Source organism: Agrobacterium sp. CNPSo 3708 (assembly GCF_028674915.1).
GTDB lineage: Bacteria > Pseudomonadota > Alphaproteobacteria > Rhizobiales > Rhizobiaceae > Agrobacterium > Agrobacterium cavarae.
Genome location: NZ_JAQZSF010000001.1, coordinates 15,805 through 40,256 on the forward strand (window position 1 = coordinate 15,805; position 24,452 = coordinate 40,256).

Consider the following 24,452-nt stretch of genomic DNA (forward strand, 5'->3'; position numbering starts at 1 on the left):
CGATTTGCGCTATAATCTTTATCGTTTTCGCCTGTCACTATCGCAAAACCGCTTCACACTTTCACGCGACATGCTTTAAGAGCCTTTCCCAAGGAAAGGGCCTTCAGAGATGGCGCGACAAATCCATATCGAGCATCAGCCGGAAGAGGCACTGAATGAAGCGGTCCGTGTCATCGAGGCAGGCTTCCCCGTCGCCATACCGACGGAGACCGTCTACGGCCTTGCAGCAGACGCGACCAATCCCGCGGCCATCACCCGAATCTATGAGACCAAGGGGCGTCCGCAGTTCAACCCGCTGATCTGCCATATGGCAAACATGGCAATGGCGGAGCAACACGCGATCTTCGATCCGATCTCACGCAAGCTGGCGGACGCTTTCTGGCCGGGACCACTCACGCTGATATTGCCCCTGAGACAAGGGAGCCCGATCCATTCCCTAGCGACAGCCGGTCTCGACACCGTCGGCATTCGCATTCCCAAAGGCTTTGCCAGTGCGCTGATCGAGAGGCTCGGTCGGCCGCTTGCAGCCCCCAGCGCCAACAGCTCCGGCAAGATCAGCTCGACAAGTGCGGCCCATGTCGAAGCGGACTTGGGTCAAAAGATAGAGCTTATTCTGGATGGCGGCTCAGCACCCGTCGGCGTTGAATCCACCATCATCAAGGTCGAGAGCGATGGCTCCGTCCGCCTCCTGCGGCCCGGCGGATTGGTGGCGGATGAGATTGAACGCGTGGCGGGCGTTGAGATCGTCAGACCGGCAACCGCATCTGCCGCGATAGAAGCGCCTGGCATGCTGGCCTCACATTATGCACCGGGCGCAGCGGTGCGTCTGAATGCGACTTCGGTTCACAAAGGCGAAGCTCTGATCCGCTTCGGGGGCAAGCCGCTAACGGGAGAAGCCGATGCGGTTGCCGTGCTCGATCTCAGCCCAAGCGGTGAACTTGCAGAAGCCGCGGCCAATCTTTTCGACCATCTGAAACGTGCCGATGCGAGCGGTGCCACCACCATTGCGGTGGCGTCTATTCCCAATAGGGGCCTTGGCGAAGCCATCAATGACAGGTTGGAGCGCGCGGCTGCGCCGCGATCCTGACCTCGCCTGACACGATACCGGAGGAATTCTCATGACGCCAACTACTTTGTCCGACGAACTGCTCTCGCGCTTTGCCGCCATCGTCGGCGAGAAAAACGCGCTACGTGACGCTTCCGATCTTGCACCGCATCTCGTCGAGAACCGCGGTCTTTACCATGGGAATTCGCCGCTTCTGTTACGTCCATCGACGACTGAGGAGGTTGCCGCGATCATGAAACTCGCAAGCGAAACGGGCACAGCGATTGTGCCGCAGACCGGGAACACCGGCCTTGTTGGCGGGCAGACGCCGCGCAATGGCGGAAGTGACGTGATCCTGTCGCTGGAACGCATGAACAAGGTTCGCGATATCGACCCCGTCGCCAATGTGATTGTCGTCGATGGAGGCTGCATTCTGGACGAGGTCCACAAGGCGGCGGAGAAGGTCGATCGGATGTTCCCGCTTTCCCTCGGCTCGCAAGGTTCGTGCCGCATCGGCGGCAATCTCGCCACCAATGCCGGCGGTACGGCGGTGCTCGCCTATGGCAATATGCGCCAGCTTTGCCTTGGCCTGGAAGTTGTTCTCCCCACCGGCGAAATCTGGAACGGCCTGCGCCGGCTGAAGAAGGACAATACGGGTTACGATCTGCGTGATCTCTTCATCGGCTCAGAGGGGACGCTCGGCATCATCACCGGCGCGGTCCTGAAGCTCTTTCCCAAACCGCTCGGCCATCAGGTGGCGTTCGCCGGTCTCAATTCTCCGGCGGATGCGCTGAAACTCTTCGAGCGCGCATCCACTCTTTGTGGCTCGGCGCTGACCGGCTTCGAACTCATGCCGCGGATCGGCGTCGAATTTACTGCGAAACATATTCCCGGCGTGCGCGACCCTCTCGAAATGCCGCATGCGTGGTACGCACTGATCGATATCTCCAGCTCCGACTCGGCTGACACTGCGCAGACCATGGTGGAAACGCTGCTGGAACAGGGTTTTGAGGCGGGGATTGTTCAGGACGCCGTGATCGCGTCCTCGGAGGCCCAGCGTCAGGCGCTGTGGCACATGCGCGAAAGCATGTCGGATGCGCAGAAGCCGGAAGGAGGCTCCATCAAGCATGATGTGTCCGTTCCGGTTTCCCATGTTCCGGCCTTCATGGATGAAGCGGAAAGAGCCGTCATGAGTGTCATTCCCGGTGCACGCATCTGCGCCTTCGGGCACCTGGGCGATGGCAATATCCATTACAATATCTCCCAGCCGGTTGGTGCCGACAAAAACGCCTTCCTTGCCCGGTGGAAAGAGATCAACCACATCGTCCACGGTATCGTGCTGTCCTTCGGTGGCTCCATCTCCGCGGAACACGGCATCGGGCAGTTGAAGCGGGACGAGCTGGCAGCAATCCGCCCGGCGATCGAGATGGACCTGATGCGTCGTATCAAGACAGCCTTCGATCCGGCAGGCATCATGAACCCCGGCAAGGTCGTTGCCTCTTAAATCACAAGGCGTCTCTCCGGGCGTACGAGCACTCTACCCGGTTGCATCTCAGCAGCGTGCTTCGATGCTGTAGAGCGGTCGTCCACGCTCATTTTTGGCTCTCGCCGCATTGGCTATTGCCGCTCTCCCTCACACCTGTTGAAGTGCTTGTCAGGACATGCGCTCAGGCCGATCCCTGGCGTTTTTCTCAAGACTTCGTCGAGCCGTGCCACCTGTGGGCCGAACGACGTGCCACCGTCCCAATTCAGGAATCTGAAACCTTAAGCGGCTGGGTTTTGCTAACCATTTGGGAATGCAAAGTTTTCTTAACCTCGATTTTTAAGCTGTTTCGAAGATGCGCTGGCTATCTTCCACCTATCAGAGGACGAAAAGTCCCGGACGAGGCCATGAAACGGCTCTCAGGTAAAACAAGGATAGCATGATATGAACAACACCGTTCTGAAGCCCGAATGGGCAGGCGCAACTCTCCGGCTCGATCCGACGCGGTTCCCGCAGCAGCTGACCTATGGCAACAGCAATGGTTCGTCAGATGTCGATATCACGCTTGACGAGCGCGGTGCCGTTCTGCGCAAGGTTCTTCATTCCAGCGGTCTGCCGCTGTCCTTCGCCCTGCCTGCACGGGCATTCAAGGGTGTTGCAGCCCGCGCCATCGACCATGGCGATGGTGGCGTGACGGTGACACTTGAACTTCATCACGACGATCCGGATCTCTGCATTCCGCTCTTGGTGGCGCATGACCTGTGCGACATCGCTGCTGATTGGCGCAGCTGGTCGGAAAAGTACAATATTCCCATGCTGATGGTGGAAGCCGACGGCGTCGCCCGCCCTCTCGAAGAGCATATCGGCCACGTGCGGACGAAGTCGACGCGCCCGCGTCGCCGCCATTCCTACTTCGCTGATCGCCGTCCGCGCTTCCTCGTGCGCCGCAGCACCGGTTCGCTCGGTCTGACGATGCGGATCGAAGGCAAGGAAATCATCGCCCGCAACTGATCAACGCAGCGCCGTCGTTCAGCCGGCGTTTCGAATGCGGACGAAGTGAGCCCGGCACGCGTGCCCCGCGTCCGGGCTTTTCGTTATCCAAAAATGAGCGGCAACATCAGGCCTGCGAAAATCAACAGGCCGACACGGTTGTTGGATTTGAAGAGTGCCAGGCACTTTTCAACATTGCCGATGTCCAGAGCCTTTATCTGATAAAAAAGCATCGCTGTGGCGACGATCAGACCTGCATATCCGAGCGGGTTAATATTTGCGATTGCGAATGCAAGGAAGAGAAACACCGCGGCTGTCCCATAAAGGGCCACCAGCCAGCCATGTGTCCTATCTCCGAACAGAAGGGCGGTGGAGCCAATGCCGACGGCCACGTCGTCATCCTTGTCCATATGCGCGTAGATCGTGTCATATCCGATCGTCCAGACAATAGCCGCACCATAAATCAGCACGGGAGCGACACTCAGCGATCCGAACTGAGCGGCCCAGCCCATCAATGCGCCCCAGGAAAAGGCAAGCCCCAAGAAAAACTGCGGCCAGTTGGTAAAGCGCTTGGCGAAGGGATAGATAGCCACGAAAACGAGTGACGACAGGCCGAGCAGGATGGCGAAGCTGTTGAAGCACAGCAGCACCACCAAGCCCGCGAGCGCTTGCACCACGATGAAGATTTTTGCCTGCATGCGTGTGACGCGGCCGGAGGGCAGAGGCCTAGACCGGGTGCGTGCCACCGCCATATCGATCTTGTGATCCACCAGATCATTATAGGTGCAGCCGGCACCGCGCATGGCGACCGAGCCTGCAAAAAACAGGAAGAGGTGGAAGAGCAAGGTGAACCAGGAAAAGGTACCGATCTGTTGCGCCGCATTGGCGGCAACCGCGGCAGACCAGAAGCACGGCCACATCAGAAGCTGCCAGCCGATGGGCCGATCCCACCGGGCAAGCTGCGCATAGGGCCAAAGGCCTCTCGGCAAGATCCGATAGACCCAATTGTTGGATGGCGCGTCCGAAACGCGGCCAGAAAGATCGCTGTTATGAACCATGCTGGACTTCTACCGCATCGGCTGGCGGGGCGGTAGCTGGATTCAGCTTTTGTTAGGGTCTGTCCTTATGTTCATTGAGGCAGCAAAAGCACCGCTCAAAAAACCACCTTTTCCAGGGGTTCGCGCGTCTTCTCGAACTCCATCAACCTTGCCTCGTTTCGGGCGATGTAATCACGATTATCGGGCACCACCCCACCGCGCTTGGCAAGCTGGATCTGGAAGATGTGGAAGTTCTCATGTGTGAAGGCCATTTCGGAGCCAGCCAGATAGAATTCCCACATGCGGAAGAAGCGATCATCGTAAAGCGCCACGGCTTCTGCCTTCCTAGCTACAAAACGCTCGCGCCAGTGGCGCAGCGTATGCGCGTAATGCATGGGCAGAATTTCGATGTCCTTTACAAGCAGACCCGTCTTTTCGATGGCTGGCAGAACCTCCGCCAGTGAGGGAATATAGCCGCCCGGGAAAATATATTTTTCGATGAACGGGTTTGTCGCAAGTGCCGGATAGGGTTGGCCGATGGAGTGCAACAGCATGACGCCATCATCCTCCAACACGTCCGCTGCCTTCTGAAAGTACTCCTTGTAATGCGTCGGGCCGACATGTTCGAACATGCCTACGGAGACGATGCGATCATACTTCTTGTCCGGCGGAAGGTAGCGGTAATCCTGCAGCTCGAAGCGAACGATATCCGTCAAGCCCCGCTTCAGCGCCCGATCTCGCGAGACGCGGAGTTGCTCCTCGCTGAGCGTAACGCCGGTGACGTCCACGCCGGAGCTTTCAGCCAGATACATGGCCATGCCGCCCCAGCCGGAGCCGATCTCAAGCACGCGATGCCCCGGCTCGGGCATCAGCTTGGCGACGATATGGCGCTTCTTCGCCACCTGCGCCTCATCCAGCGAAATCCCGGGAGGATTGAAATAAGCGCAGGAATATTGCCAGTCCTGATCGAGAAAAAGATCAAAGAGCTTGGCGCTCAAATCATAATGGTGCGCAACGTTCTGCTTATTGTGATTGACGGGCAGATGCATCTTGATGCGCGAGGCGATAATGCGCGCCATGCCGCGCCAGACCATGCCGAAGGTCAAGGCCTCAGAGAGCGTATTGCTTTTGACCAAGGCCAGGAAGTCGTAGATGTCGCCTTCGACGACCGACATTCGGCCTTCCATGTACATTTCGGCAAGCTTCAGTGCCGGGTCGGCGGCGATTTCGTCCATCGCCTGCTCATCACTGAAGCTCAGTGCGACGCGCTTGCCGCGTCCGTCTCCGAAAGACTGAAGACCGCTTGGACCCGTGACGATCAGGTTTCCGGTCTTGACGATTTTATCAAGCAGGGCATGCAGAGACGAGGCCATATTACCCCCAATAAGCTAAGTCTCACTTATCAAGTCCCTGTTACCGTATCTCTTTCTTACAGAGTTGCAAGACGGGGTAGTTTCAAAAATACTGATTGATTTCGTGGAACAAAACGGCCCTTGCGCAGTAGGTAAGAGCCATTTTATGTAAATCAGCGGCGCTTCATGGCCTCCGCCAAAGCCGCCGCCAACGCGCCTCCGGACTGCGCAGGCTCGGCACGGTCCTTCGGCTTTGCGCTGGCGTGGCGCATGGCATTGGCATTGCCCTTTTCGTGCATCGGCTGAGGCGCTGCCTCGCCACCGTCCTTTCGCATCGTGAGACCGATCCGCTTGCGCTTGACATCGACTTCAACCACGCGAACTTTGACGACGTCTCCGGCCTTCACCACCTCATGCGGATCCTTGATGAAACGGTCCGCCAACTGGCTGACATGCACCAGCCCATCCTGGTGAACGCCGATATCGACGAAGGCGCCAAAGGCAGCCACATTGGTGACAGTGCCTTCCAGCAGCATGCCAGGCTTAAGGTCGGTGATTTCGTCCACACCGTCCGCGAAGGTCGCGGTCTTGAAGCTCGGGCGTGGGTCGCGGCCAGGTTTTTCCAGCTCGGCGATGATGTCCTTGACGGTCGGCAGGCCGAAGCGATCATCGATGAAACGCTTGGGGTCGAGCGCCTTCAAAGTTGCGCTGTCACCCATGACGGTTCTGAGGTCGCGCCCACAGGCGGCGACGATCTTCTTTGCCACATCATAGGCTTCCGGGTGGACGGAGGATGAATCAAGTGGTTCCTTGCCATTTGGTATGCGCAGGAAGCCGGCGCATTGCTCGAAGGTGCGCTGGCCGAGACGCGGCACCTTCAACAACTCCTTGCGGCTGGCGAAGGGCCCGACCTGATCCCGATGCAGCACGATGGCATCGGCAATCGAGGTTCCAAGACCAGAGACCCGCGCCAGAAGTGGTGCGGACGCCGTATTGAGATCGACACCGACGGCGTTCACCGCATCTTCCACCACCGCATCAAGGGAGCGGGACAGCTTGCCCTGATCGACATCGTGCTGATACTGCCCGACGCCGATGGACTTCGGCTCGATCTTGACGAGTTCGGCGAGTGGATCCTGCAGACGACGGGCAATCGAAACGGCACCGCGTAGCGAAACATCGAGATTGGGAAATTCGGCCGCAGCGCGCTCAGACGCCGAGTAAACCGAAGCCCCGGCCTCCGAGACGATGACCTTCGTGGGCTTTGATCCATTGATCTGGGTCAGCATGTCGGTCACCAGCTTTTCGGTTTCGCGGCTACCGGTACCGTTGCCGATGGCGATCAGTTCGACGCCGTGCTTGCGGATGAGTGAGGCCAGTTCCGCCTGCGTGCCGCGGATATCGTTCTTCGGCGGGAACGGATAGACCGTCGTGGTTTCCAGCAGCTTGCCGGTGCCATCCACGATGGCAACCTTGACGCCGGTGCGAATACCGGGGTCGAGACCCATGGTCGGGCGCGAGCCAGCGGGTGCCGCGAGCAGCAGGTCTTTCAGATTGCGCGCAAAGACATGGATCGCCTCTTCTTCCGCCCGCTCGCGCAACTCGCGCATCAGGTCGAGTGACAGCGACATGGAGAGCTTGACGCGCCAGGTCCAGCCCGCCACCTCCATCAGCCACTGGTCGGCGGGACCCGCATTGCGGATGTCGAAAGCAGCGGCGATGGTGCGCTGTGCAGGCTTTACCGGCGACGGATCGTCGGCATCCACATCGATCGTCAGGGTCAGAACTTCCTCGTTCCAGCCGCGCAGCATGGCAAGCGCCCGGTGGCCCGGCACTGTCGCCCATTTTTCCGTGTGGTCGAAATAGTCGGAAAACTTTTCGCCTGCTGCCTGCTTACCATCCACCACCTTGGCGCGGAGCATGGCGTTCTGGCGCATATAGTCGCGCAGCCGCTTCAGGAGGTCGGCATTTTCCGTCATGGTTTCGGCGACGATATCGCGCGCACCCTCAAGTGCCGCCTTCACATCGACGATTTCGTCCTTCACATAGGCTTGCGCAAGTTTTGCCGGATCGGCTGCACGGTTGTCCCAGATCGCTTCTGCCAGAGGACCGAGGCCACGTTCGCGCGCAATTTCCGCTCGTGTGCGGCGCTTCGGCTTGTAGGGGAGATAAAGATCTTCCAGTTCCGCCTTGGTCACCGCCTGCATGATCTTCAGCATCAACTCGTCGGTCATCTTGCCTTGACCTTTGATGGATTCGACAATCGATGTGCGGCGGGCATTCAGTTCCCGCAGATAGGACAGCCGCTCAGCGAGAGTACGCAGCTGCGTATCGTCCAGACCGCCGGTCACCTCCTTACGATAGCGCGCAATGAACGGAACGGTTGCCCCCTCATCCAGAAGCTGGATCGCCGCCTTCACCTGCTCAGCGCGGGCGTTGATTTCGGAGGCGATAAGGGATGGGAGGCGGGCATTGTCTGCGGACATAAGGGTCTCTGACCTGTTCTTGAAAGCTGCCCGAACATAGAGGCTGATTGTGGCATGACAACACAGAGACAAGGCGATTCCACAGAAAAGCGGCGGCCTCGGACTGCCTTTTGCCTTGACCTTTCGCCCCCCTGCCCTTAACGCCGCAAGAAATTGGAAACAGGGGTGTCGAGCATGAAAGTTCTGTTGATCGGTTCCGGCGGACGCGAGCATGCGCTGGCATGGAAGATTGCCCAGTCCCCTCAACTGACCAAGCTCTTTGCCGCCCCTGGCAATCCAGGCATTGCCGAACATGCGGAACTGGTGTCGCTGAACGTCGAAGACCACGCTGCAGTGGTGGCGTTCTGCCGTGAACAGTCCATCGACTTCGTGGTCGTCGGCCCGGAAGCACCGCTGGTTGCTGGTCTGGCGGACGATCTTCGCGCGGCAGGCTTTGCCACCTTCGGTCCTTCCAAAGGTGCGGCACAGTTGGAGGGCTCCAAGGGCTTCACCAAGGACCTCTGTGCCCGCTACAACATCCCGACCGGCGCCTATCAGCGCTTCAAATCCGCCGAGCCGGCAAAGGCCTATATTCGCGAGCAGGGCGCGCCGATCGTTATCAAGGCCGATGGGCTCGCTGCAGGCAAGGGCGTGACCGTCGCAATGACCGAAGCGGAAGCGCTCGCCGCCGTTGACGATTGCTTCGACGGCGCCTTCGGCGCTGCTGGTGCGGAAGTGGTGGTCGAAGCCTTCCTGGATGGCGAAGAGGCAAGCTTCTTCTGCCTGTCCGACGGCAAGACGGCGCTGGCACTCGCAACCGCACAGGACCACAAGCGCGTCGGGGACGGCGACACCGGACCCAACACGGGCGGAATGGGCGCTTACTCCCCCGCCCCGGTGATGACCGACGAGATGGTTCAGCGCACGATGCGCGAGATCATCCAGCCGACGATCGAGGGCATGGCAAAGGACGGCAATCCGTTCTCAGGCGTTTTCTTCGCAGGCCTGATGATCACCAAAAAAGGCCCGGAGCTCATCGAATACAATGTGCGCTTCGGCGACCCGGAATGCCAGGTGCTGATGATGCGCCTCAAGAGCGACCTTCTCCCAATCCTCTACGCCACCGCCACTGGCACACTTGATCAGGTCACGGCCGAATGGCGCGACGACCCCGCCTTGACCGTGGTTCTCGCCTCCAAAGGCTATCCTGCAGCATACGACAAGAACACGCCCATCGCCTTCATTCCCAAGGAGAGCGAAGACGCCAAGGTCTTTCATGCCGGCACCGCCCTCAAGGACGGACAACTCGTTGCTACCGGCGGGCGCGTGCTCAACGTCACGGCGTTTGGCAGCACGGTCAGTGAAGCGCAGGCCCGCGCCTATGAGCTGGTCGATGCGGTCAAATGGGAAAACGGCTTCTGCCGCCGCGACATCGGCTGGCAGGCCGTGGCGCGTGAGAACGGGTAGAAATCGGCCTTTCGTTCAATTTTTACCAAATATCCTGACCGGATGGAAAGGAAGACTCCGTAGGATTGCTGTTGTTTAAAGCGGCGATCAGACCGCGGGCTACGGGGTTGCGTATGTTTAGAATTGTTTTGACGGCGGGCATGATGTTCATCGGCGGCACGGCGATGGCATCCTCGATCGAGGTTCTGCATGGCGGCAAGACATCGAATGGAAGCGTGCTGATCATTACCTGCGACGCATGCTCTTCCACCCCCGTGGCGAGCAAGGCGCTCACGAAGGCTGTTCTGAAGCGCGGAACGCAAAACATATCGACGCGTGACGTTGATGGTCGCAAGGAGACGGTTCGGACCGAAGCGTGGCTCGGCGGCTCGCCCGTAACCTTCGTCAGCAGCAATCCTCTATGGCTGCCTCAAGACCATTCCCAACCAGTTGTTGCTGAGAACACGCCTGCCGTGGTGGAACACCAGATCACGCTTGAAGGCAATCCCTTGCTCACCCAGCACGACCAGCCTGTCTTGGCGGGTGCCGACGGACTGGACAACATCACTTTGATGTCGATACGTCCGTCTCATTGATCGCGACAGGGTTCACCGTCGTGGTCGCAGCCCACGGTTATGGCGTCGAAAGATATAGTTGACGTCTGAGCTCCCGAAAAACTGTTTTTCCAACGCATATATTTAAACATTTATCAATTCTAAAGCTGTTTGTGAGACTTCTTTTATATAAGAAGCCGCGAACTTGGATTGCGTGCTTCCGTATGACGAAGTTTCAGTCTTAGGGCGCCTTGAAGGGGCCGCCCTTCATTTCGAGAGCGTCGATGAAGAACCTCCCAATCTCACGCCAGTTGATCCTGCTTGTCATCGCACTGATGGCGGCGTTTACACTGGCGACCTATTTCCAGATCAAGTCCTCCGTCAACGCCATCTATGAAGAGCGTTACAACATGCTGAGGACACAGGTTCAGTCCTCGATTTCGATCCTGCAATCCTTCTATGACAAGGAAAAAGCAGGGACGCTGAGCCGCGAAGAAGCACAACGCCAGGCTTTCGCGATCGTCACGTCGATGAAGTTTGTGCCGGACGGCTACATGTTCGGCTATGACTACGATGTGAAGATGCTCTTCCATCCGGATGCGAAGCGTGTCGGTCAAAGCTTCAAGGGCAAGCCGGATTCTCAAGGCTTCAACTATCGTGACGAATTGGTCCGTCTTGGCCGTGCAGGTGGCGGTGAGACGAGCTTTTATGGTCCCAAACCCGGCCAGGAAGGCGATACCTTTCTGAAGAGTTCCTATGCCATGGCCTTCGAACCCTGGCAGGTCGTTGTCGTCACCGGCGTTTACGTCGACGATCTTCAAGCGCAGGTTCGTTCGACGGTGATCAAGGCTGTTTCGCTTGGGCTCGTCGTGTTCCTGCTTGGCATTGCTCTCGCCTTCTACGTCATCAAAGGCATTACCGGTCCGCTCGCGAAAATCCATCGCGCACTGGGAGACGTTGCCAATGAGAACGTGTCGATCGCCATTCCTCACACTGAAATGAAGAACGAAGTCGGCATGATGGCGAAGGCGATCGAGTCGCTTCAGCAGAAGATCCGCGAACGTCACGCGATGCAAAGGCGCCAGGAAGAGCAGCAGTCGCAGCTCGATGCCGAACGCCAGACCAATATCGACATGCAGCGCGACGAAGCGGAGCTTCAAGCCCGCGTAGTCTCCACCATCGGCGAGGCACTGGAAAAGCTGGCTGCGGGTGATCTGACGGTTCGCTGTGGCGATCTCGGCGCGCGCTATGCCGATCTGCGTGCCAACTTCAACGAGGCGATCTCGCATCTCGACGCGGCAATGGCGAAGGTCAATGCCAAGAGCATCGATATTGGCGGCTCGAAGGAAGAAATTCGCAAGGCCTCCAACGAACTGTCGCAACGCACAGAACGGCAGGCCGCAAATCTCGAGGAAACATCCGCAGCTCTGGACGAGTTGACGGTGGCCGTCCGTCAGACCTCCGATGGTGCCAGCGAGGCGGCAAAACGCGTTACCTCCATCAGCAGTGATGCAAACCATAGCGACACCATTGTCGAGCAGGCGATTGGCGCGATGAGCGGCATCGAGCAGTCGGCGAACGAGATATCCAAAATCATCGGCGTGATTGACGATATCGCCTTCCAGACGAACCTCCTCGCGCTGAACGCAGGTGTGGAAGCAGCGCGTGCTGGCGAGGCAGGCAAGGGTTTTGCTGTGGTTGCGCAGGAAGTGCGCGAGCTGGCCCAGAAATCCGCCGCCGCTGCCAAGGAGATCAAGGATCAGATCGCCCGTTCTTCAAACCAGGTGAAGAACGGTGTTCATCTTGTCGGCGAAGCTGGCAACGCGTTGAAGCGTATCTCCGATCAGATCAAGTCGGCGAGCGACATCGTCAGCAAGATTGCGCATTCTGCTGCCGAACAGGATACGACGTTGCGCTCCATTTCTTCTTCGCTTAATCAGCTGGACGCTGCCACGCAGCACAACGCCGCCATGGCCGAAGAGACGACGGCGTCTGCCGAGGCATTGGCGCATGATACCGAGGAATTGCTGACGCTGATCCGTACGTTCCGCGTATCACAGCATCAGTCAGGCTCGTTACACGGCATGGCGCGCCAGATGCGCATGGCAAGCTGATCGCGATAAACACGGTTGATTTAAAGGACGCCGGGGAGACTTCTCCGGCGTTTTTTATTGGGTGATGCTGTCGAGACGGTCGATGTCCGTATGCGAGAATACCTTGATCCCCGCTTGTGACAGCAGGGCCGCCGTCACGCCATGTCCCGCATGTTTGACGCCAGAAAACGTCCCGTCATAGATGGCGATCGAGCCGCAGGACGGGCTTCCATCGATCAGCAGGGCATAGGCGCAGCCTTGCTGTTTGGCAAAGGCGAGAGCCTTGTTTGCCCCAGCAATAAACTCGTCCGTTACATCCGCGCCGGTGATTTCCAGCACGCGCGCCCTGCCCTCCAGAACATCCATTCCGGACGCGCCGTTTTCGATTTCCGCAGGAGGGCGTGGAACAGGCATGCCGCCTGCCATTTCCGGACAAATCGTCACGAGACGGCCCTCACCCTGCCATCGCTCGATGGCCGGGTGATGGAGCGGCTTGCCCTTGCCGTCATATCGGACGGCGTGGCCGAGAAGACAGGCGCTGATGAGGATGTTGGACGACATCAGCGCTGAACCTTCTTATCCCGTGATCTTGGAGAAATCCGCGACTGTACCGGTGGCTTCGCGGATCGCTTTCAACAGTGCCAGACGGTTGGCGCGGATGGCAGCATCTTCGTCATTGACGAGAACATCGTTGAAGAAGGTGTCGACGGGCGCACGCAGCGTCGACAACGCCTGCATGGCAGAGCGGAAGTCTTCCGCCGCGACAGCCTTGGCCGCATCGGCAGAAGCCGTCTTGATCGCCGCATGAAGCGCCTTCTCGGCATCGAGCTTGAGGAGGTCGTCCGCTACGCCATCGGCAACAACGGTGCCCTTCTTTTCTTCGGCGGCCAGAAGTTGCGTCGCGCGCTTGGTCCCGGCCAGCAGGTTCTTGCCATCCTCACCGGTGATGAAGGCGGTCAGAGCCTCCACACGGCGGGCGACCATCAGCAGGTCATCGGAGTCCGGCGTCAGCACCGCTTCGATCAGATCGTAGCGGGCGCCGAGGTCGCGCAGATAGACCTTCAGACGATCATGGAAGAAGGAGAGAAGATCGGCGTCCTTGACGACCTCCAATAGCGGCAATCGAACGCTGCGCTCCAGTATAATGCGCACGACGCCGAGTGCGGCGCGACGTAGCGCAAACGGGTCCTTGGAGCCGGTTGGCTTTTCATCGATCGCCCAGAAGCCAGCAAGTGTATCCAGCTTGTCAGCCAGCGCCACGGTGATTGCCACCTTGTCGGACGGCACGCGATCGGACGGGCCTTGCGGCTTGTAATGATCCTCGATCGCCGCAGCGACGCTTTCGTTCTCGCCCTGCAGGAGCGCATATTTGCGTCCCATCAGACCCTGCAGTTCCGGGAACTCGCCGACGGCTTCTGTGCGCAGATCCGCTTTCGCCAGAACCACGGCGCGGTCGACGAGAGCAGCATCGGCGCCGATGGCGGACGCGAGTTGCTTTGCCAGTTCTCGGATACGCGTGACGCGCTCGCCCTGCGTGCCAATCTTGGCGTGGAAGGTGACATTCAGCGCGTCGAGCTTCGCCATGCGCTGGTCGAGAGGCTTGCTGAGATCGAGGTCGAATTTCTTGGCGGAGTCCGTCAAGGTTTCGAGGTCCGGCAGATCGCCCTGGTCGCGCGTCCAGAAGTGCTTGGCGTCCGACAGGCGCGCACGCACGACCTTGCCGTTGCCGTGAACGATTTCCTTGCCGCCATCACTGGCCTGGATGTTGGACACCAGAATGAAGCGGTTCGACAGACCTTCCTCAGCGCCTTGCGGACGGGTGACGAAGCATTTCTGGTTGGTCTTGATCGTCAGACGGATGATCTCGGCAGGAATCTGCAGATAGTCTTCTTCGAAGGTGCCGATTAATACCTGCGGCCATTCGACCAGGCCGGAGACCTCTTCCAGCAGGCCTTCGTCTTCCACGAGGTCGAGACCGTTGGCGAAAGCCAGGTCTTTTGCATCATGCAGGATGATATCCTTGCGGCGTTCCGCATCGAGAATGACCTTCGCCTTTTCGAGGCTCGCGACATAATCATCAAAACGGCGCACGGTGATGGCGTCCGGCGCGTGGAAGCGATGGCCATAGGTGACATTACCGGCGACGATGCCATCGATCTCGAAGGCAATGACCTGCGTCTCATCATGTTCGGGTCCGAACAGGCAGACGATGGATTGCAGCGGGCGCACCCAGCGAAGGCTTTCCGAGCCCTTGCCTTCGATCCCGGCATAGCGCGAACCCTTCGGCATGGACGCAGCACCGGAGCGCATGGATTTCGGCCAGGGGAAGGTGCGGATAATACCCGGCATCACATCGGCGATGATCTCTTCGGCGGCGCGACCCGGCTTGTTGATGATGGCGACATAGAAGTCGCCCTTTTTCGGATCGGAGACGACCTGCGCCTCAGAAATATCGCTCAGGCCCGCGCCGCGCAGAAAGCCTTCGATGGCCTTTTCATTGGCATCGGTGCGCGGTCCCTTCTTCTCCTCGCGCACATCGGCAGAGCGTGCGGTCAGACCACGGATATCCAACGTCAGGCGGCGCGGCGTCCAGTATTCGCGTGCACCCTCATAGGTCAGGCCCGCTTCCACCAGCGCATCGGTGACGAGTTTCTTCAGATCGCCAGCCGCTTTCCGCTGCATACGGGCAGGGATTTCCTCGGAGCGGAGTTCAAGCAGAAGATCGGGCATATTGGTTTTCCGGTGTCAGAGATATTCGGGTTCGGATTTTTCGGTTGGCCTCTGCTAGCAAAATTTGCGACAGATGCACAATGTAAATATCGGAACGAGCGTCGCGAGACGGTACTCTGCTCTCCCGCTACAGCGTGACGGAAGTTCTTGACCCGCAACCCTTGCCATGGCACCTGTCCGCAATCGAAGTAAGTCCTTACTTATCCTCTCTTGACCCAAGATGACCGCAATGACCGACGTTCCAGACCATATGAACCCGAAGCGTTCCTTTCAGGCGCTGATCCTGACGCTGCATAATTACTGGGCGGACAAGGGCTGCGCCGTGTTGCAGCCATATGATATGGAAGTGGGTGCGGGTACGTTTCATCCGGCAACGACATTGCGTGCGCTTGGTCCGAAGCCATGGAAAGCGGCTTATGTGCAGCCATCCCGGCGTCCGTCTGATGGACGCTATGGCGAGAACCCCAACCGCTTGCAGCATTACTATCAGTATCAGGTCATTCTGAAGCCGAACCCTTCCAACCTCCAGGAGCTTTACCTCGGCTCGCTGAAGGCGATCGGTCTCGATCCGCTGCTGCATGACGTGCGCTTCGTCGAGGACGACTGGGAAAGCCCGACACTGGGTGCCTGGGGTCTTGGCTGGGAATGCTGGTGCGACGGCATGGAAGTTTCGCAGTTCACCTACTTCCAGCAGGTCTGCGGCATTGAATGCTCACCGGTTGCGGGTGAGTTGACCTATGGTCTCGAGCGCCTCGCCATGTATGTCCAGGGCGTCGACAATGTCTACGACCTGAACTTCAATGGCCGCGACGGCGAGGAAAAGATTTCCTACGGCGACGTCTTCCTACAGGCTGAGCAGGAATATTCCCGCCACAATTTCGAATATGCCGACACGGCTATGCTGCATCGCCATTTCATCGATGCCGAGAAGGAGTGCCAGGCGCTTCTGGCCGCCGGTGCACCCGGCGACAACGCCAACCAGATGCTGCACAAATGTGTGTTTCCCGCCTATGATCAGTGCATCAAGGCATCGCACGTCTTCAACCTTCTGGATGCGCGCGGCGTAATCTCGGTGACCGAGCGTCAGAGCTATATTCTGAGGGTACGCACCTTGGCGAAGGCCTGCGGTGAAGCCTTCCTGATGACGGATGCCGGTGGGTTGAACTGGAACAAGGCGGCCTGACGCCTTTAAGCGCGACGTGACGAAGATCGATTTAGGTCTTCATCGTCTTGCGCTCAACAGTCAGGTGGTGAAGCGGGGCGCGTCTGATGGGTGCGGCTCGCCGGATTTCGTGAGGGGGAAGCTTGCATGTTCACCGCATTGGCCATCGTTGCGCTTGTCGCGCTCTATGTCGTCTTCACCTATAACGGCCTCGTCAAAGCGCGGCAGATGAAGGAAGAGGCGTGGTCGGGCATCGACGTGCAGTTAAAGCGCCGCGCCGACCTTATCCCCAATCTCATCGAAACGGTGAAGGGCTATGCTGCCCACGAGAAAAGCACCTTTGAAGAGGTCGTCTCACTGCGCAACCAGGCGCAGGCTGTGCCAGCGGGGGATGTCGAGGGGCGCGCCAAGGCGGAAGGCCTGCTCGGTCAGGCTCTCGGAAAGCTCTTTGCTCTGGCAGAAGCCTATCCCGACCTCAAGGCCAATCAGAATTTCGTCGAATTGCAGCGCTCGCTTGAGACGCTGGAAAGCGAAATCCAGATGTCGCGCCGTTATTACAACGGTGCTGCGCGTGACCTCAACGTCAAGGTCGAAAGCTTCCCCTCCAACCTTATTGCCGGGAAATTCGGTTTTGCGAAAGCGCCCTATTTTGAAATCACCAACGAGGCGGATCGCGCCGTTCCCACCGTGAAATTCTGAGACTTGAAAGCCAGTCTGCTGGCGAGAAGACGATAAAGACATGATCGAACTGACCATCACCCCCCCCGGCCAACCGCTTTCCGGCAAGGTTGAGCCGCCCGGCTCCAAATCCATCACCAATCGTGTGCTGCTTCTGGCGGGCCTTGCCAAAGGTACGAGCAGACTGACGGGCGCGCTGAAAAGCGACGACACGCTCTACATGGCGGAAGCCTTGCGGGCGATGGGTGTGACAGTGACGGAGCCGGACGCGACGAGCTTCGTCGTTGAGAGCTCAGGCGTTCTCACCGCACCGGAAAAGCCGCTCTTCTTGGGCAATGCCGGCACGGCGACGCGCTTCCTGACAGCGGCGGTCGCATCGGTAAACGGCACGGTCGTCGTCGAGGGCGACGAGCATATGCGCAAGCGTCCGATCAAGCCACTGGTGGACGCACTGACAGCCTTGGGGATCGAAGCGGAAGCAGAGACCGGCTGCCCGCCTGTCACGGTCAAGGGTAATGGCCGAGGCTTCACCAGGGACAGTGTCACGATCGACGGCAATCTTTCCAGCCAATATGTCTCGGCGCTTCTGATGGCCGCCCCGTGCGGCGCGCAGCCGCTCGACATCATTCTGGCCGGAGAAGATATCGGCGCGAAAGGCTATATCGATCTGACGGTTGCCGCGATGGAAGCCTTCGGCGCCAAGGTTGAGCGTGTCAGCAATGCCATATGGCGTGTACACCCGACGGGCTACAAGGCGACGGATTTTCACATCGAGCCCGACGCATCTGCTGCGACCTATCTCTGGGGGGCGGAGTTGCTGACCGGCGGCAAGATCGATATCGGAACGCCAGCCGACGCTTTTACGCAGCCGGATGCCAAGGCGCATGCGGTGATGGCGCAGTTCCCTAACCTGCCCGCCGAAATCGACGGCAGCCAGATGCAGGACGCCATTCCCACCATCGCGGTGCTGGCCGCCTATAACAGAACACCGGTGCGCTTCGTCGGCATTGCCAATCTGCGCGTCAAGGAATGCGACCGTATCCGGGCGCTCTCTCTTGGTCTCAATCAGATAAGGGACGGCCTTGCGCATGAAGAGGGCGATGACTTGATCGTTCATGCCGATCCGGCGCTGGCGGGACAGGCGGTTCACGCTTCCATCGACACATTCCACGACCACCGCATCGCCATGAGCTTTGCGCTGGCGGGGTTGAAGACGGGCGGCATCGCTATTCAAAATCCTGCCTGCGTGGGCAAAACCTATCCGGGATATTGGAAGGCGCTGGCGTCGCTTGGCGTCACCTATCAGGAAGTGGAAAAGCCGGTTTAAAACGCGCTTGGCGCAACGGATCGGCTCGAGAAGCACACACCATCTGGAGAGATCGCACGTGAAGACCATGTTCGCCAGACTTCTCGGGCTTTGCCTCTTGCTCGCGTGGGTGCTGCCCGCCTCCGCAGAAGAATTTATCAGCTCCTATCATTCCATCGTCGATGTCGCCAAAGACGGGACACTGACGGTGACGGAAGCCATCACGGCACGGGCTGAAGGTGACCGCATCAAGCGCGGCATTTTTCGCGACTTCCCGCTTTATGCGCTCGACAAGGACGGCAATCGGACGAAGGTCGGCTTCAAGGTTCTCTCGGTGGAGCGCGACGGCGCGCCGGAAGACTGGCACACAGAGAACATCGACGGCGGCATTCGCATCTTCACCGGAAATGCCGACCGCATTCTTCCCAAAGGCGAGCACATCTTCCAGATCACCTACACCACCGATCGGCAAATCCGCTATTTCGATAGCTACGACGAGCTGACCTGGAACGTCACCGGCAATGGCTGGCAGTTTCCGATGCGCGAAATCTCCGCCACAATCTCTTTGCCGGAGGGCGCAAGACCCAGCGATACAGCCGTCTTCACCGGCAAGCTTGGTGCCACGGGCAAGGACGCGCGTATCCTGACCGAAGGCAACGATGTGTTCTTCGCCTCTACCCGCCCCTTCTATCAGGGCGAAGGCATGACGGTGGCCGTGAAGCTGCCGAAGGGTGTGCTGGATGCACCCTCCGCCTCGCAGCAGCGGGAATGGTGGCTGCGCGATCGCCTCGCCCTTATTATCGCCGGTCTCGGCCTGCTGATCGTGCTTGCTTATTACTACAGGGCTTGGTCAGCGGTTGGACGGGACCCGGCGGAAGGATTGATTGTGCCGCGCTGGCATCCGCCGGAGGGCCTGTCGCCTGCGCTTGTCAATTATGTCGATGGCCGCGGCTTTGCAGACGGTGGCTGGACTGCGCTGTCTGCGACGGCACTCGATCTGGCGGTCAAGGGCTTCGTCACGATCGAAGATCTCAAGAACGGCCTGATCATTCGCCGCACGGAGAAGAAGATCGAGAACAGTTTGCCGGTCGGTCAACGAACACTGCTGTCCTCTATCGGTGCTCCCGGCAATAGCTTGACGATCGACAAGGCGAATGGCGAGACGGTACAGAAAGTCGGGTTGGATTTCCGCTCGTCCATCGAGAAAGAGCATCGCGGGAAATATTATAGGAGCAATAGCGGCTATATCGTTGGCGGACTTGTCCTCAGCTTCGGGGTCATCGTCGCCGCCTTGATCTTTGGCAGTTTCGATGAAGGCGATATCGGCACCATCATTTCGCTGTCCATGGCCGCGGTGTTCTTTGCCGTCGGCGCCACGATCTACGGCAAACAGCGCCGTCGCGGACGCGGCGTCCTCTCACGCCTTGGCGGCATCGTTTTTATGGCCATCTCCGGCTTTCTGACCTTTTCGCTGATTGCGGGCGTCGTTGGCCGCATCTTTTTCGATCACGTCCATGATGCCAACACATTGGCGGTCGTTGCGCTGGCGCTCATCGTGCTTTTGAATGTGCTCTTCGTTCTCGTGATGGGCGCGCCGACACCGCTTGGCCGGCAGTTGATGGATGCAATCGAGGGCTTACGGCTTTACTTCACGGTGGCTGAGAAAGACCGCATGAACATGCAGGGCGCGCCGCAGATGTCGCCGCAGCATTTCGAGACTTTGTTGCCCTATGCAGTGGCGCTCGGTGTGGAGAAGCGCTGGAGCAAAGCGTTCGAGACGTGGCTTGCCGCCGCTTCTGCCGGTGCTGCGGCCTATGCGCCGACCTGGTATAACGGCAATTACAACAGCTTTGGCGACCGGATCGGCGGATTTTCCGCCTCCATGGCCTCCACGATTGCCTCGACCATTCCGGCACCGCCCAGTTCCTCGTCATCGAGCTTTTCAGGCGGCGGCGGGTCTTCCGGCTCTGGCGGTGGCGGCGGCGGTGGCGGCGGCTGGTAAGACACCAAGGCCTCGACGTGCGGCATCCGCAGCAGCATTCTCATGGGCGCGAACTGCCTTGGACGCTGAGAAAGCCTGGCGCCATCCACCTTTTCTATTCGACCTGACGACAGCCGGACATCTGGAGACGACTTTACGTGACGACCACTTTTGCCAGATTTCTTGCGCTGTTTTTCTTTCTGGTCACAGTGCTGCCGGCCTCCGCCGAAGAGTTCATCCTCTCCTACGATTCGACGATCACCATCGCCAAAAATGGCGAACTGACCGTGACCGAAACCATCAAGGCCCGGGCGGAAGGGGATCGCATCAAACACGGTATCTATCGGGATTTCCCGCTCTACACCTTGGATGCTGACGGCAAGCTCACCAAAGTCGGCTTCAATATCGTCTCGGTAAAGCGTGACGGTGCAGTGGAATACTGGGATACGAAATGGATTGATGGCGGTATTCGAATCTATGTCGGGGACGCCGATCGCCTGCTGACGAAGGGCGATCATGTCTTTCAAATCACCTACACGACGGACAGACAGATCCGCCACTTCGACACCTATGACGAGTTGACCTGGAACGTGACGGGCACTGGCTGGGACTTTCCGATGCGGGATGTTTCTGCCACCATCTTGTTGCCGGAAGGAGCAAGCCCGAGCGAGACCGCGTTTTTCACCGGCCCACTCGGCGCGGTGGGCAAGGATGCAAACGTCCGCGTAGAGGGCAATAAAACGATCCTCACTTCAACCCGCCCGCTCAGCAAGGGCGAAGGGATGACGGTGGCGGTGAAGCTACCAAAGGGTGTGCTTGTTACGCCCTCGACTGCTCTACAAAGTGAATGGTGGATACGCGATCATAACACGATGATCATCGGATGCGTCGGTCTGCTGGTCGTACTGGCCTATTACTTCAAGGCGTGGCACGCGGTTGGCCGAGATCCTGCCGCGGGGATCGTCGTGCCGCGCTGGGACCCGCCTGAGGGTATCTCACCCGGGCTGATGAACTATATCGACCATCAGGGTTTTGAAGAAGATGGCTGGACGGCCGTTTCCGCCAGCGCGCTCGATCTTGCCGTCAAAGGCTATGTCGAGATCGAGAATCTGGACGACGCCATCATTATGCATCGCACGCACAAGCAAATGGACGACAGCCTGCCTGTCGGACAAAAAACACTGCTCAGGACCATCGGGCCACCCGGACATGGCTTCACCATTAACGAGGACAATGGCGAGGCCGTTCAAAAAATTGGAGAGCGGTTTTTCACTGCTGTTGAAAAGGAACACCGCGACAGGTATTTCAGAAGCAACGACATCTATGTCGTAGTGGGATTTCTTCTCAGCGCCGTCTTCGTGATTGGAACGATCTATTTTTCCAAACATCCAGACGATATAGGGGCATTCCTAATCGTCGCATACGGATGTGTGAAGATCACATCATTGGTGATTTGGGTCCGGAAGCTCCTGCATCCGAGAGCATCGCTTAAAAACAAGCTTGGCGGGATCGTGTTGTTATCTCTGCTCGCATACGGAATTATCGCATACGGCGGGTACATCATCGGCGCCGTCTGGTTCGAGATCACTCACGATCCAAACTCGATTGGCCTTGGCGCCGCCGGCCTTATCGTCCTGATCAACCTACTCTTCTTCTCATTGATGGGTGCTCCGACACCGCTCGGGCGCAAAATCATGGATGAGATTGAAGGCTTGCGTCTTTATCTGCGTGTCGCGGAGAAAGACCGGATGAACATGCAAGGGGCGCCGACAATGTCGCCGCAGCATTTTGAAACGCTGCTGCCCTATGCAGTGGCGCTCAATGTCGAGGAACCTTGGACCGAGGCATTCGAGAGGTGGTTTTCAAAAGCGACAGAGGATTCCGAAAACTATGTGCCGGGCTGGTACTACGGTCTCGTGAAAGGCCCCAGCGACTGGATCGGTGCGTTCTCGTCCTCCGTAGCGTCAACCATTTCGGCGACGATTCCACAGTCGTCATCATCGAGTTTCTCAGGAGGCGGCTTTTCCGGCTCTGGTGGCGGCGGCGGTGGTGGTGGCGGCTGGTAGCCGCCGTTGCGCCCTCACGCTTGTCGGTTCGTCGCGGAGTACTTCGGACGATGAGCAAGCATAGCGATCATCGCGGCCAGCGAACCGCGCCACGCTTAAACCTCGTCTTCTCTCTTGACGCGATATTCGCCCGTCGTCGGGTCCTTGACCAATGTGCCGGTTGCGCCCGTCTGGCGCTCCTTCTCCTGCCGCTTCGATTTGGCGGACAGCTTCTCGGCATCCGTCACAAATCGCCGGTAGAGGATGATCGCCCCGATCACGAGCAGGGCGAGCGTTATCAACTGGGCCATTTAAATCGCGTCCATCACAATCCGTATCTGGCCCACAATGCCTTTTCTTCGGCAACTTCTGCAAGTCCCGAAGCGGCGGAGGCGGCGATTGCCTGTGCGCAAAGATCGACACCCGGCACCTTTTTGCCGAACAGGTTTCTTGCACCGCTGATCAGTTGCAGTTTAACCTTTTCACCATAGCGTCGGCGCAGCACGTCCTTCATGTCGCCGAGGCCATCGACGAGGCCGAGATCGACGCCACGCATGCCCGTCCAGAACAGGCCCGAGAACAGAGCTGGATCGTCCTTCAATTTCGCGCCACGGCGAAGCTTGACCATGTCCATGAAGACGTTGTGGATTTCAGACTGGAGCGACTTAAGATACTCGATGTCGCCTTCCTTCTCCGGCTGGAAGGGATCGAGGATCGCCTTGTTTTCGCCGGACGTATAGACGCGGCGCTCCACACCGATCTTGCGCAGCATCTCAGGAAAACCGAAGCCGCCGGAGACGACGCCGATGGAGCCGACGATCGATGTGGGATCGGCGATGATCTCGTCACCGGCGAGCGCGATCATGTAACCGCCGGAGGCTGCGACATCCTCGACGAAAATGAGAACCTTCTTGTTCTTCTCTTCGGCCAACTGACGAATGCGGTTGTAGATCATCCGCGACTGGACCGGCGAACCGCCAGGAGAATTCAGCGAGATAGCGACGACCGGTGCATCTTTCATGCCGAAGGCTTTGTCGAGCAGCGGCGCATAGCCTGCAAGGTTGAGAGCCGGGCGAAGCTGACTGCCGCCTGCCATAATCGCGCCATGCATGCGCACCACCGGCACGACCAATTCCTGCTTGCGAAATCGCTTCGGCACAATGCGCTTCAAAAACCCGGCCATCTTCATCCTCTTCGTCGTTTATCTCAAAAAGGGATGTATGTATCGCGCTCGCAAACGCAATGGTGGCCCTGGAAATTCGTTTTGCCGGATAGCGTTTTTCGCCATCGGCGTTAGCCAGAAGAGCGCACAGTTTTGTGATTGCGGCGATAGGCGGCTCGTCCGTTGTTCAGATCATCGACAACGGCTGAAAAGGCGTGGCTGTCCTCTTCATGCATGATCAACGGCGCGCGGAAGGTGAGACGCGCGCGGGAGCCCTTGATCGCCGTCACGAGCATTCGGACGGCATCTTCCCCTTGTCTTGGATGGATAAGGGTAATCTCCATCCCACCAAAGCGGCGCCCGCATGCGGAGATGATATCGGCCACCGATTGGGGGCGGGCGATCAGGGAGAGCTGCCCACCCGGCGCCAAGATGGCACCTGCCGTTCTGATCCAATGCTCGAAAAGATCATCCGTCATGGCATGGGCCTGCGCCTTCAAGGCATCGGGTGTCTTGCGATCTCCCGCATCATTGTAAGGCGGGTTCATGATGACGTGATCGAAATGATCATCGATGAGGCCGGCTTCGGCACGGGCACCGGCGCGCAAGGTTACATCGGCCTGGTGAACGGTCAGGCGGTCTGCAAGGTGTAGGTTCTCCGGAAGCGCGATGCTGCGCCTGGCGAAATCGACCATCTCGGAGGCATATTCGAAAAGCGTGACTTCCGCCTTCTCCAGACGGGCTGCAACGGCAAATCCGGCTGCACCGGCGCCAGCACCAAGATCAGCCACGCGGCACGGCTGGTCATCTGCCACCAGCGAGGCGAGCAGCATGGCATCCATGCCGGCCCTGTGTCCCCTGCCCTTCGGCTGGACCAGGTGAAACCGACCCCGGTGAAATGCGTCGACGGTCTCCGACGTCAT

19 protein-coding genes are annotated in these 24,452 nt (G+C 58.7%); 11 read left to right on the forward strand and 8 right to left on the reverse strand.

Translation table 11 applies throughout. The annotated features are described in order from the left end of the window. The first annotated feature begins 109 nt into the window (after window positions 1–109). From PVA19_RS00070 to PVA19_RS00080, 3 genes are all read left to right on the forward strand, one after another. Window positions 110–1,087: an L-threonylcarbamoyladenylate synthase gene (locus tag PVA19_RS00070; RefSeq protein WP_274100794.1), complete on the forward strand. Its 978-nt coding sequence runs from the start codon at window positions 110–112 to the stop codon at window positions 1,085–1,087. Window positions 1,088–1,118: 31 nt separating this feature from the next. Beyond that, the gene (locus PVA19_RS00075) at window positions 1,119–2,549 is read left to right on the forward strand and encodes an FAD-binding oxidoreductase (protein ID WP_274100795.1); all 1,431 of its coding nucleotides are present in this window, start codon (window positions 1,119–1,121) and stop codon (window positions 2,547–2,549) included. Between the two features lie 423 nt (window positions 2,550–2,972). Beyond that, complete coding sequence (locus PVA19_RS00080; RefSeq protein ID WP_062425928.1) at window positions 2,973–3,539, forward strand: DUF6101 family protein; 567 nt, start codon at window positions 2,973–2,975, stop codon at window positions 3,537–3,539. Window positions 3,540–3,622: 83 nt separating this feature from the next. Here the strand turns inward: PVA19_RS00080 and ubiA are convergent, their stop codons facing one another. The 3 genes from ubiA to PVA19_RS00095 form a co-directional block, all read right to left on the reverse strand. Further along, window positions 3,623–4,576: a 4-hydroxybenzoate octaprenyltransferase gene (ubiA, locus tag PVA19_RS00085; RefSeq protein ID WP_274100796.1), complete on the reverse strand. Its 954-nt coding sequence runs from the start codon at window positions 4,574–4,576 to the stop codon at window positions 3,623–3,625. 95 nt (window positions 4,577–4,671) lie between these two features. Then, entirely contained in the window at window positions 4,672–5,928 is a 1,257-nt protein-coding gene (locus PVA19_RS00090; RefSeq protein WP_274100797.1) for an SAM-dependent methyltransferase, read from the reverse strand. Window positions 5,929–6,080: 152 nt separating this feature from the next. Then, window positions 6,081–8,393 carry a Tex family protein gene (locus PVA19_RS00095; protein WP_274100798.1) on the reverse strand — a complete coding sequence of 771 codons (2,313 nt, stop codon included), beginning with the start codon at window positions 8,391–8,393 and terminating at the stop codon, window positions 6,081–6,083. A gap of 174 nt (window positions 8,394–8,567) precedes the next feature. On the opposite strand from PVA19_RS00095, the gene purD reads away from it, so the two are divergent. The 3 genes from purD to PVA19_RS00110 all read left to right on the forward strand — a co-directional run bounded on the left by purD (window position 8,568) and on the right by PVA19_RS00110 (window position 12,486). Then, window positions 8,568–9,839 carry a phosphoribosylamine--glycine ligase gene (gene purD / locus PVA19_RS00100; RefSeq protein WP_274100799.1) on the forward strand — a complete coding sequence of 424 codons (1,272 nt, stop codon included), beginning with the start codon at window positions 8,568–8,570 and terminating at the stop codon, window positions 9,837–9,839. 113 nt (window positions 9,840–9,952) lie between these two features. After that, the gene (locus tag PVA19_RS00105) at window positions 9,953–10,414 is read left to right on the forward strand and encodes a plant virulence effector HPE1-like domain-containing protein (protein ID WP_133178022.1); all 462 of its coding nucleotides are present in this window, start codon (window positions 9,953–9,955) and stop codon (window positions 10,412–10,414) included. A 242-nt stretch (window positions 10,415–10,656) separates the two neighbouring features. Further along, entirely contained in the window at window positions 10,657–12,486 is a 1,830-nt protein-coding gene (locus tag PVA19_RS00110) for a methyl-accepting chemotaxis protein (protein ID WP_274100800.1), read from the forward strand. A 54-nt stretch (window positions 12,487–12,540) separates the two neighbouring features. Here PVA19_RS00110 and PVA19_RS00115 read toward each other — a convergent pair whose 3' ends face one another. Both PVA19_RS00115 and glyS read right to left on the reverse strand, forming a co-directional pair. Continuing rightward, on the reverse strand, window positions 12,541–13,026 hold the full coding sequence (locus PVA19_RS00115) for a DUF523 domain-containing protein (protein ID WP_274100801.1): 486 nt from the start codon (window positions 13,024–13,026) through the stop codon (window positions 12,541–12,543). Between the two features lie 15 nt (window positions 13,027–13,041). Next, window positions 13,042–15,195, reverse strand: a complete 2,154-nt coding sequence (glyS, locus tag PVA19_RS00120) for a glycine--tRNA ligase subunit beta (protein ID WP_274100802.1) — start codon at window positions 15,193–15,195, stop codon at window positions 13,042–13,044. A 220-nt stretch (window positions 15,196–15,415) separates the two neighbouring features. Between glyS and PVA19_RS00125 the strand changes: the two genes are divergently transcribed. The 5 genes from PVA19_RS00125 (at window position 15,416) to PVA19_RS00145 (ending at window position 22,388) form a co-directional block, all read left to right on the forward strand. Continuing rightward, window positions 15,416–16,378 carry a glycine--tRNA ligase subunit alpha gene (locus tag PVA19_RS00125; protein ID WP_062438505.1) on the forward strand — a complete coding sequence of 321 codons (963 nt, stop codon included), beginning with the start codon at window positions 15,416–15,418 and terminating at the stop codon, window positions 16,376–16,378. 126 nt (window positions 16,379–16,504) lie between these two features. Further along, window positions 16,505–17,056, forward strand: coding sequence for a LemA family protein (locus PVA19_RS00130; protein ID WP_274100803.1), 552 nt, complete (start codon window positions 16,505–16,507; stop codon window positions 17,054–17,056). Between the two features lie 40 nt (window positions 17,057–17,096). After that, window positions 17,097–18,362: a 3-phosphoshikimate 1-carboxyvinyltransferase gene (gene aroA, locus PVA19_RS00135; protein ID WP_274100804.1), complete on the forward strand. Its 1,266-nt coding sequence runs from the start codon at window positions 17,097–17,099 to the stop codon at window positions 18,360–18,362. 58 nt (window positions 18,363–18,420) lie between these two features. Then, a complete protein-coding gene (locus PVA19_RS00140; protein ID WP_274100805.1) occupies window positions 18,421–20,343 on the forward strand; it encodes a DUF2207 domain-containing protein in 1,923 nt (640 codons plus the stop codon). A 137-nt stretch (window positions 20,344–20,480) separates the two neighbouring features. Next, window positions 20,481–22,388, forward strand: a complete 1,908-nt coding sequence (locus PVA19_RS00145; protein ID WP_274100806.1) for a DUF2207 domain-containing protein — start codon at window positions 20,481–20,483, stop codon at window positions 22,386–22,388. 95 nt (window positions 22,389–22,483) lie between these two features. Here the strand turns inward: PVA19_RS00145 and PVA19_RS00150 are convergent, their stop codons facing one another. The 3 genes from PVA19_RS00150 to PVA19_RS00160 all read right to left on the reverse strand — a co-directional run bounded on the left by PVA19_RS00150 (window position 22,484) and on the right by PVA19_RS00160 (window position 24,452). Beyond that, window positions 22,484–22,678 (reverse strand): NfeD family protein, encoded by a 195-nt coding sequence (locus PVA19_RS00150; protein WP_062425942.1) that lies wholly within the window; start codon window positions 22,676–22,678, stop codon window positions 22,484–22,486. Between the two features lie 14 nt (window positions 22,679–22,692). Beyond that, on the reverse strand, window positions 22,693–23,550 hold the full coding sequence (locus tag PVA19_RS00155) for a S49 family peptidase (protein ID WP_274100807.1): 858 nt from the start codon (window positions 23,548–23,550) through the stop codon (window positions 22,693–22,695). A gap of 110 nt (window positions 23,551–23,660) precedes the next feature. Continuing rightward, window positions 23,661–24,452 carry a tRNA1(Val) (adenine(37)-N6)-methyltransferase gene (locus tag PVA19_RS00160; RefSeq protein WP_274100808.1) on the reverse strand — a complete coding sequence of 264 codons (792 nt, stop codon included), beginning with the start codon at window positions 24,450–24,452 and terminating at the stop codon, window positions 23,661–23,663.